Here is an 8,468-nt window from a genome sequence, read left to right as displayed (position 1 = left end):
GCGCCCTCAGCGCCGTGCGCAGCAGCGGCGACGACTGGAACAAGGACGACGAGAAGTTCAACCCGGAGACCTACAAGGACAAGGGCAACGACGACTCGGGTTCCGGCCGTGGCAAGGACGACTCCTCGGACTCGGAGCGCGACAAGCCCCGCGGCGGCATGCACACGGGTGGCGGTGCGCTCGCCACGCCGGGTACGACGGCCGGTGGGCTGGCGGTCCTGGCTCTCGCCGGTGCGGGCGTCTACGTGGTGCGCCGCAAGCGTGCGGCGAACGGCCTGTCCTGATCCGTGCCTGACGACATAGCAGCCCGGGCCGCCTCCTGCGCACAGCGTGGCGGCCCGGCTGGTTGTCCCCGTGCCGCGCCGGCTCCGCCGCCGTAATCCAGTGAGTTGTTCCGTACGTGTTCCAGTGAGGTGGTGCCCGATGGCATCCCGGTTGTCCTCCCCTGTCGAGCCCCAGTCCGTGACGCCGCTCCAGGGCCCGCGGTCCGGCGTGCCGTTGTTCGTGTGGTGCGCCGGAATCCTGGTCCTGGCGCTGAGCCTGTTCGGCGGCCATGGCAAGCCCTCCGGCCCATTCGACCCCTCGGCCAAGCCCCATGCCGCGGGGCTCGCACCGTCGTCCGCGGCCCGGCCGGCGGGCAAGCATCTGCCGCGGTCCGAGCCGACGCGGCTGCTCATCCCGAAGATCGACGTGGACGCCCCGTTCACCGAACTGGCCGTCGACGCCGAGGGCAAGCTCCAGCCTCCGACGGCCGACGACACGAACCTGGTCGGCTGGTACGCCAAGGGCGTGTCCCCCGGTGAGCCGGGGGCCGCGATCATCGCCGGTCACGTCGACACGACCACTTCCGCGGCCGTCTTCGCCGACCTCAGGGAGCTGGAGCCGGGCGACCGGTTCACCGTGAAGAGGGCCGACGGGCGCAAGGCCACCTTCGTGGTCGACAACGCCGACACGTTCGCGAAGGACGACTTCCCCGACAAGCGCGTGTATGCCGACACCCGCGACGCCGAGGTCCGGCTGATCACCTGCGCCGGCGACTACGACCATTCGGCGAAGGACTACACCGAGAACCTGGTGGTCTTCGCCCACCTCGTCTGACCTGGCGGCCGTGACGTGTCAGAGGCCCGGGACTCCGTGCTCGCGCAGGGGCCCGACGCGCCAGCCGTGCGTCTCGCAGGTGTCGAGGACGCGGGGCAGGGCGGCGAGGGTGGTGCGCCAGGAGTCCGGGGCCGAGGTGCAGTCGGAGTCGTGGAGCAGGATCGTGCCGCCGCCGGACAGATCGCGGGTGACGGTGCGGTGGACGGAGTCCGGGGTGGCCCGTTTGCGCCAGTCCTCGCCCCAGGCCGTCCACAGCGTCGGGGTCAGCCCGAGGCGGCGGCAGGTGAGGTGGGCGGCGGTGTTCATCACCCCGTACGGCGGCCGGAACAGCGTGGGCGGGCGGCCGGTGACGTCGGCGACGGCGTCGCGGGCCCGGGCGAGGTCGTCGTACGTGGCGCGCGGGCCGCGCAGCAGCAGGGGGCGGTGGTGCCAGCCGTGGATGCCGATCTCGTGCCCGGCGGCCGCCATCTCCCTGGCCAGGCCGGGCGAGCGGGCCAGCATCGAGCCCAGCAGGAAGAAGGTCGCCCGGATGCCCCGGGCGTCCAGCAGCCGCAGGAAGTGCGGGGTGGACAGGTGGTCGGGCCCGTCGTCGAAGGTGAGCGCGACATGGTCGGGGCGGCCGCGGCCGGCGAGGCGGGGCATGGCCCGGTTACGCAGCGGACCGAAGGTGGAGATCACCGGCGCGGCGTGCGCGGCGGCGAGCACGGGCAGGGCGGTCGCCCCGGCCCGCCGAACGGTACGGGCCAACCGGCCCGGGCCTGACCTCATCGGTCGTCGTCCTCCAGGTAGTGGGTGAGCGCACCGAAGTGGTGGCCGGGGGACTCCCCGTAGGCGTAGGCGAGCGGGGCGCCGATACCGAGGGAGAGAGTGGCGGCGACGGCGGCGACCATGAGGACCGTACGGCGCCGGGCCTGCCGTGACCTGGCGGCGAGCCGCGCGGCGACGGGGAGGCGCAGCGCGTCGGCCGGTACGGCGGTCAGCGTGTCGGACGGTACGCCGGTCGAAAGTCCGGACGCGTCGAAGGCGACGGCGGGCCGAACGCCGGCCCGGGGCACGGGGGTCCCGGGCCGGCCGTCGGCGGGGCGGCGCCGGGACGGTACGGCGGCGGACGGGTCCGGCGTCCCGGCCGGTACCGCGGTCAAGGAACCCCGACGTCCCGGGCGTACGGCGGACAGCGGGCCGCGGGCCATCGCCGTGACGGCCGGTACGGGACCGGGCGCCGCGGTGAACAGGTTCAGGCCCGCCTCACGCTGCGCCCGGCCGCGCGGACCGTGGAGGAGCTCGGTCAGGACCGGCGCCAACTGGTCCGGCTCGCGGATCCAGGGGGCGAGGCCCGCCTCGTCGAGTGCGGCGGCGTTGGTCTGGCCGTGCCCGGGTATGCAGCGGTAGCTGACGACCGGGAGTCCGCCCGCGAGCGCCTCCAGCGAGGTGAGCCCGCCCGCGTTCTGGACGAGGACGTCGCACGCGTGCATCAGGCCGGGCATGTCGTCCACCCAGCCGTGCACGTGGGCGATGCCGTCCGTACGCAGCCGTTCGGCCAGCGCGTGGTTGCGTCCGCAGACCACGACCGGCAGCGCGACCCCGGTGTCGAGAATCTCGGCGGCGGCCTCCCGGACGGGTCCCACTCCCCACGAGCCCGCGACCAGCAGGGCGAGCGGTGTGTCCTGGGGAAGGCCGAAACGGGCGCGGGCGGCACGCCGTTCGTCCTCGTCGGCGGGGGTGAAGCGCGGGTCGGTCATCGGGCCGGTCACGGTGACGCCCGCCGCGCCCTGCTCGTGCGCCTGAGCGGCGGGGATCGCGTGGGCGGCGAGGTGGGCGTCGATGCCGGGCGCCACCCACAGGGAGTGGACGGAGAAGTCGGTGAGGTAGGTCAGGGCCGGTATCGCGAGCCGGCCACGCAGCCGCAGGGCCCCAAGGACCTGGCTGGCTCCGGGGTAGGTCGAGACGACCGCGCGGGTGTCGGGGGTGACGGTGGCGAGGGTGCGGCGTTCGGCGCCGCGCAGCAGGGCCCGTACGGCGGGGTTGGGGCGTCGTTCGTGCTCGGTGGCGGCGTAGATGCGCTGGTAGCCCGCGGGAGCCCAGGTCAGCAGCCGGAGGTAGGCGCCGGAGAGCAGCTTCCCGACGCGGGCGGGCAGCAGGTCGAGGAAGTCGTGGCGGTCGACGAGGAAGCCCGCCGCCGTGAGGTGACGGGTGAGTTCGGTGGCGGCGCCGTCGTGCCCGGCCCCCATGCTCGCGGAGATGACGGTGATGCGGGTGGGACTGTCGGAGTGGGGCACAGCGGATCAGCCTCCAGAGTGGTGAGGGCATGACGGGGGACGTCACCGACTCGCCGGAACAATGGCGAAGGAACCAAACACAGGGGGACCGGGGTCGCCGCCGCCGGCGTCGGCGACGGCGACCGGCTCGGCGGTCAGGCGGGGAGCACTCGGACGTCGAGCACTCAGGCGTTGAGCGCTCCCGCGCCCAGCAGCCCGAGAAGCAGCACGCCGACGACAATCCTGTAGATGACGAAGGCGTTGAAGGAGTGCTTGGCGACGAACTTCAGCAGCCAGGCGATCGACCCGTAGGCGACGACGAAGGAGACGGCGGTGCCGACGGCCAGCGGTGCGGCGCCCACGCCCGCGCCGACGGCGTCCTTCAGCTCGTACACGCCCGCGCCGGTGAGGGCGGGGATACCGAGGAAGAAGGAGAGCCGGGTGGCGGCGACCCGGTCCAGGTCGAGGACGAGCGCGGTGGACATCGTGGCGCCGGAGCGGGAGAAGCCCGGGAAGAGCAGTGCGAGGATCTGTGAACAGCCCACCAGCATCGCGTCCTTGAAGGACGTGTCGTCCTCACCGCGCTTGTGGCGCCCCATCTGGTCCGCCGCCCACATCGCGCCACTGCCGACGATCAGCGAGACGGCGACCACCCACAGGGAGCCGAGCGCCCCGTCGATGAGCGGCTTGGCGGCGAGGCCCACGATCACGATCGGGATGGTGGCGTAGATGACCCACCACGCGAACTTGTAGTCGTGGTGCTGCCGCTCCTCGCGGTCGCGCAGCCCCCGGCCCCACGCCGAGACGATCCGCACGATGTCCTTGAAGAAGTACACGAGTACGGCGGCGATCGCGCCGACCTGGATGACGGCGGTGAAGCCGACCACGGCCGTGTCGTCGACCGGGATCCCCATCAGCCCTTCGGTGATCTTGAGGTGGCCGGTGGAGGAGACGGGGAGGAACTCGGTCACTCCCTCGACGACTCCGAGTACGACGGCCTGGCCGACGCTGATAGCACTCATGGGATCCATCTCTGCGGTGAACAGGGCGAGCACGTGTCCCCCGGGGCACGGGCGCACGGCAACACATGGCAGACTCGGACCACGGCAGCATTTACACCGCCGTAGAAGCTCAAGTTTTACACGACTGTAGAAGATGGACGGGTGAACGACAAACCCATGGGCCGCGATTCAGGCGATTCACAGGCTCGGGGCTCCAAGCGGGCCAACGGCGAGCGGGAGTCCGAGATCCTCGGCGTACTCCAGCGGGCCGAGGCCGCGCTCACCCCGGGTGAGGTCGCCGAACGGCTCGGGGGCGAGCTGACGTACAGCAGCGTGGTCACGATCCTCACCCGGATGCACACCAAGCAGCTGCTCACCCGCACCCGGCGCGGACGGGCGTACGCCTACGCGCCCGTCACCGACGACCCCGGGTTCGCCGCCCGCCGGATGCGCACCGTGCTCGAGGAGCGCCCCGACCGCGAGGCGGTGCTCGCCCGCTTCGCCGACAGCCTGTCCGACACCGACGCGGACCTGCTGCGCCACCTGCTGGGACCCGACGCGGACCCCGACCGGTAGGACAAGGAGCCCGCCCGGATGCGTATCGCCGTCTATCTGCCGCTGCTGCTGTCCGTGATCGCGCCCCTCGGCGCCCACCCGCTCTCCGAACGCTGCGAACCGCGCCTGGCCACCTGGCTGCTCACCGCCTCCGCGCTGATCCTGGGCGTGGCGACCACCATCTCGCTGGGACTACTGGCGATCACCGGCCTGATAGACGTCCCGTTCCTCGCCGGTCTCGGCCACTGGTCGGCGCGCACCGCGCAGCTCAACGACCCCGCCGAACCGCCGGTCGCGCTCCTCGCCGGCCTCCTGCTGGGCGGCGCGCTGCTGACCGCGGCGCGGATGCTGTGGCGCCGCGCCCGCTCCATCGCCTCCGCCATCTGGGACGCCGCGTGCATGCCCACGCCGGACGGCCTCGTCATCGTCGAGGACGAGGCGCCCGACGCGTACGCGCTGCCGGGGCTGCCCGGACGGGTCGTCGTCTCCACCGGCATGCTGCGCACCCTGGACAAGGCCGAGCACGACATCCTGCTCGCCCACGAGCGCGCTCATCTCGCCGCACACCACTACCTGTTCGTGGCCCTGGCCGGCCTGGGCGCCGCCGCCAACCCCCTCCTGCGGCCCTTCGCCACCGCCGTCACCTACACCGTGGAACGCTGGGCCGACGAGCAGGCCGCCCGCGCCACCGGCGACCGCCGCCGGGTCGCCCGCGCGGTCGGCAAGGCGGCCCTGGCCGCCCACGGCACCCCGGCCCCGCGCCTCTCCACCCTCGGCTTCCGCGGCGTCCTCGGCCGCCGGGGCCCGCTCGCCGGCGCGGGCCCGGTCCCCCGCCGGGTCGCCGCCCTCCTCGCCCCACCCCTCGCCCGCCGTCCCGGACTCGCCCTCGTCACGATGGCGTGCCTGGCCCTCACCATGGTGTCGACCGTCACCGCCACCCACGACCTGCACGACCTCCTCGAGGAGGTCGGCATCGCCCACCACCACGGGCCGCATCACCTCGACCCGGACAGCCGGCACCTCATCGCTTCCGTGGGCTGAGGCTCCGGCCATGAGACGCCTCCCCCCACCGCCCTGCATGCCCTGCTCGAAACTGTGAGGCGTCGAGGCGTAGCCTGAGAGGAAGACGGGGGAAAGGGGCGGGCCATGACCAGTCGTCTGCTGATGCCGTGCCGACGTGCGGGAGGCGACCCGGTCGCCCCGGGGACCGAACCCGTACCCGGCTCCACGCACCCCACCCCGATCCTCGACCGGACCCATCCGAACGTCACCGCCCTCGTCCAGCGGATCCCCACGGACGACACCGCCCGCGACTCACTGCGCGTGGCGCACGGGATCATCGCGCGTGAGGTGCGCCCGGTGTACTCGGTGGACGACCTGCGGAGCGCCTCGCGGACGCTGGCGCTCGGACGGGGCTCGTGCAGTCAGCGGATGGCGGTGCTGGAGGCCGTCGCGCGGGCCATCGCCGTACCCACGCGCGTACGAGGGCTGCTCGTCGACGGGGTCTTCTGGTATCCGCGCTTCCCCCGGTTCAAGCCGCTGGTCCCGGAACGGGTACTGCTCGCGTGGCCCGAGTTCCTGCTGGACGGCGAATGGGTACCGATCGCCGAACTGTTCGCAAGCCCGGACGAGATGAGCGCGGCCTCGGGCGGCTTCACCAACAAGGGCGGCGAGACCCTCTTCGACGCCGTGGCCCGTACGACGGTCGACTGGGACGGCCACGCCGCCGCGAGCTGCGACGGCGGCCCGGGAGCCGTCTGCGACCTGTCCGACCACCTCCGCCTCGACCTCGGCCACTTCACCTCCCGCGACGAACTCTTCGCCCGCCACGGCCAGACCCTGTGCCTCCCGGCCCGCACCCTCGCGGAGCCGGTGCTGGGGCGATGGGCCGCGGGAGGCCGGGCCGCTCGGGCCTCCTAGGCCTGTCGGTGGCCGACGCTTCTTGTCGCATCCTTGACGCCCGAGTCATCAGAGACCCGTCAAGCATGCTGCCCCCGGCCTCCCCGGTCTCTACCGTCAGTCCTATGGAACGCCGCAACCGCCGCGACAACGCGCGCACCGCGGTCGACGCACCCGCCCCACCCTCCGCGGAAGTCGCGCGCGACCACCTCTGGGCCCAGGACGTACGCAGCTCGATCCGCTGCGCGGCCGTGCTCCTCGCCCTTCTCCTTCTCATCGACTGGGGAGTCGGCACCCTCTCCGCGCCGCGCGCCACCCTGTGGGCCGCGCTCGCGGTGCTGCTGTTCCTCGTGCTGTATCCCACCCGGGTCTCCGCGGGCGAGGGCTGGCTGGTCTCACGCGGGCTGCTGCGCGCGCGGCGGGTGCGCACCGACCACCTGGTGTCGGTGCGCTGCCTCGACGGTGTCGGCCAACGGCTCGTGCTGCGGGACACGTTCGGCGCGCGCGTCGAGATCGACCCCCGGGTCCTGGTCGCCAATCCGCCGCTGTGGCGCCGCCTCGACGAGGACGCGCGCCTGTCCGCTCTGCGCTCCACGCTCTCGTGCGGGGAGACCGCGCTGCACCGCGTCTCGGAGCGGATCGACCGCGAGACGGCACTGACGGTCTTCAAGGTGTCGGGGCTGGAGTAGAGCCCGCACCACCGTCCTGGCCGACGCCTCAGCTGATACGAGTTCCCGCGCCGCCGACACGGACGCGCGCGTCTCCCGCGCGCAGTGTCACCGTGAGCTCGCCGGGGCGGCCCAGGTCCTCGCCCTGATGCAGGGTGAGGACGGCGTCCTCGGGGACCAGGCCGAGTTCACGCGCGTACGCACCGAACGCGGCGGCCGCGGCGCCGGTCGCCGGGTCCTCGACGACGCCGCCGACGGGGAAGGGGTCACGGACATGGAAGACGGTGGCCGACTCCCGCCACACCAACTGGATCGTGGTCAGGTCCAAGCGGTGCATCAGGGCTTCGAGGCGCGCGAAGTCGTATGCGAGATCTGCGAGGCGGGCGCGCGTCGCCGCCGCGAGAACGAGATGGCGGGCGCCGGCGAAGGCGATACGGGGCGGGAAGGCGGGGTCGAGATCGGCGTCCGGCCAGCCGAGCGCGGCGAGCGCCTCATCGAGGTCGGCGCCGGTGATCTCCTCGATGTGCGGCTCGACACTGGTCAGCGTGGCCCGGAGCTTCCCGCCCTCCTCGGCCACCTCCACCGGCACGGTGCCCGCGGGTGTCGCGAACACGAGCTGCCCGGGGCCTATCCGATCGGCGAGCGCGACGGCGGTCGCGACGGTGGCGTGCCCGCAGAACGACACCTCGGCCTTGGGGCTGAAGTAGCGGATGCTGTACGCCCGTCCCTCCTGACCGCCGAGGCCCTCAGGAGGCGCGGTCAGGAACGCGGACTCCGAATATCCGAGGTCGGCGGCGATGGCCAGCATGTCGCTGTCGTCCAGGGCAGTGGCGTCCAGAACGACGCCGGCGGGGTTTCCGCCGTCGGGAGCACTGGAGAAGGCGGTGTATCGCAGCACCTCGGGCCTCGGCGTATTCGTCGTCATGCCCGTGACAACGCGGGGCGGGCCAGTGATGTTCCCTGAGTGTCGGGCCCCCTCCCGGCCCCTCCCC

Annotated in this window: 9 protein-coding genes and 1 pseudogene; 6 read left to right on the top strand and 4 right to left on the bottom strand. The window is 73.0% G+C overall.

Annotation, left to right across the window (positions count from 1 at the left end; translation table 11 throughout):
* Both ACIQTP_RS24100 and ACIQTP_RS24095 read left to right on the top strand, forming a co-directional pair.
* Nucleotides 1-284, top strand: a pseudogene (locus tag ACIQTP_RS24100) (hypothetical protein); the annotation flags it as partial.
* Between the two features lie 139 nt (nucleotides 285-423).
* The gene (locus ACIQTP_RS24095; RefSeq protein WP_403402880.1) at nucleotides 424-1,098 is read left to right on the top strand and encodes a class F sortase; all 675 of its coding nucleotides are present in this window, start codon (nucleotides 424-426) and stop codon (nucleotides 1,096-1,098) included.
* Nucleotides 1,099-1,116: 18 nt separating this feature from the next.
* Here ACIQTP_RS24095 and ACIQTP_RS24090 read toward each other — a convergent pair whose 3' ends face one another.
* The 3 genes from ACIQTP_RS24090 to ACIQTP_RS24080 form a co-directional block, all read right to left on the bottom strand.
* On the bottom strand, nucleotides 1,117-1,866 hold the full coding sequence (locus tag ACIQTP_RS24090) for a polysaccharide deacetylase family protein (RefSeq protein ID WP_402034384.1): 750 nt from the start codon (nucleotides 1,864-1,866) through the stop codon (nucleotides 1,117-1,119).
* Nucleotides 1,863-3,374: a glycosyltransferase gene (locus tag ACIQTP_RS24085; RefSeq protein ID WP_403402877.1), complete on the bottom strand. Its 1,512-nt coding sequence runs from the start codon at nucleotides 3,372-3,374 to the stop codon at nucleotides 1,863-1,865. Before ACIQTP_RS24085 ends, ACIQTP_RS24090 begins: the two co-directional genes overlap by 4 nt.
* 164 nt (nucleotides 3,375-3,538) lie before the next feature.
* Nucleotides 3,539-4,375, bottom strand: coding sequence for an undecaprenyl-diphosphate phosphatase (locus ACIQTP_RS24080; RefSeq protein WP_403402874.1), 837 nt, complete (start codon nucleotides 4,373-4,375; stop codon nucleotides 3,539-3,541).
* A gap of 141 nt (nucleotides 4,376-4,516) precedes the next feature.
* On the opposite strand from ACIQTP_RS24080, the gene ACIQTP_RS24075 reads away from it, so the two are divergent.
* The 4 genes from ACIQTP_RS24075 to ACIQTP_RS24060 all read left to right on the top strand — a co-directional run bounded on the left by ACIQTP_RS24075 (nucleotide 4,517) and on the right by ACIQTP_RS24060 (nucleotide 7,497).
* Nucleotides 4,517-4,930: a BlaI/MecI/CopY family transcriptional regulator gene (locus ACIQTP_RS24075; protein ID WP_360263257.1), complete on the top strand. Its 414-nt coding sequence runs from the start codon at nucleotides 4,517-4,519 to the stop codon at nucleotides 4,928-4,930.
* A gap of 18 nt (nucleotides 4,931-4,948) precedes the next feature.
* On the top strand, nucleotides 4,949-5,950 hold the full coding sequence (locus ACIQTP_RS24070; protein WP_403402871.1) for a M56 family metallopeptidase: 1,002 nt from the start codon (nucleotides 4,949-4,951) through the stop codon (nucleotides 5,948-5,950).
* A gap of 105 nt (nucleotides 5,951-6,055) precedes the next feature.
* Entirely contained in the window at nucleotides 6,056-6,829 is a 774-nt protein-coding gene (locus tag ACIQTP_RS24065) for a transglutaminase domain-containing protein (RefSeq protein ID WP_403402868.1), read from the top strand.
* Nucleotides 6,830-6,933: 104 nt separating this feature from the next.
* Nucleotides 6,934-7,497 carry a hypothetical protein gene (locus ACIQTP_RS24060; RefSeq protein WP_402034377.1) on the top strand — a complete coding sequence of 188 codons (564 nt, stop codon included), beginning with the start codon at nucleotides 6,934-6,936 and terminating at the stop codon, nucleotides 7,495-7,497.
* Between the two features lie 28 nt (nucleotides 7,498-7,525).
* Here ACIQTP_RS24060 and ACIQTP_RS24055 read toward each other — a convergent pair whose 3' ends face one another.
* Entirely contained in the window at nucleotides 7,526-8,401 is an 876-nt protein-coding gene (locus tag ACIQTP_RS24055) for a PhzF family phenazine biosynthesis protein (protein ID WP_403402866.1), read from the bottom strand.
* Between the last annotated feature and the right edge of the window lie 67 nt (nucleotides 8,402-8,468).

The organism is Streptomyces sp. NPDC090798, assembly GCF_044768965.1.
Taxonomy (GTDB): Bacteria; Actinomycetota; Actinomycetes; order Streptomycetales; family Streptomycetaceae; genus Streptomyces.
Note: the sequence above shows the minus strand (reverse complement) of the source record. Positions and strands in the feature narration are given on the sequence as shown.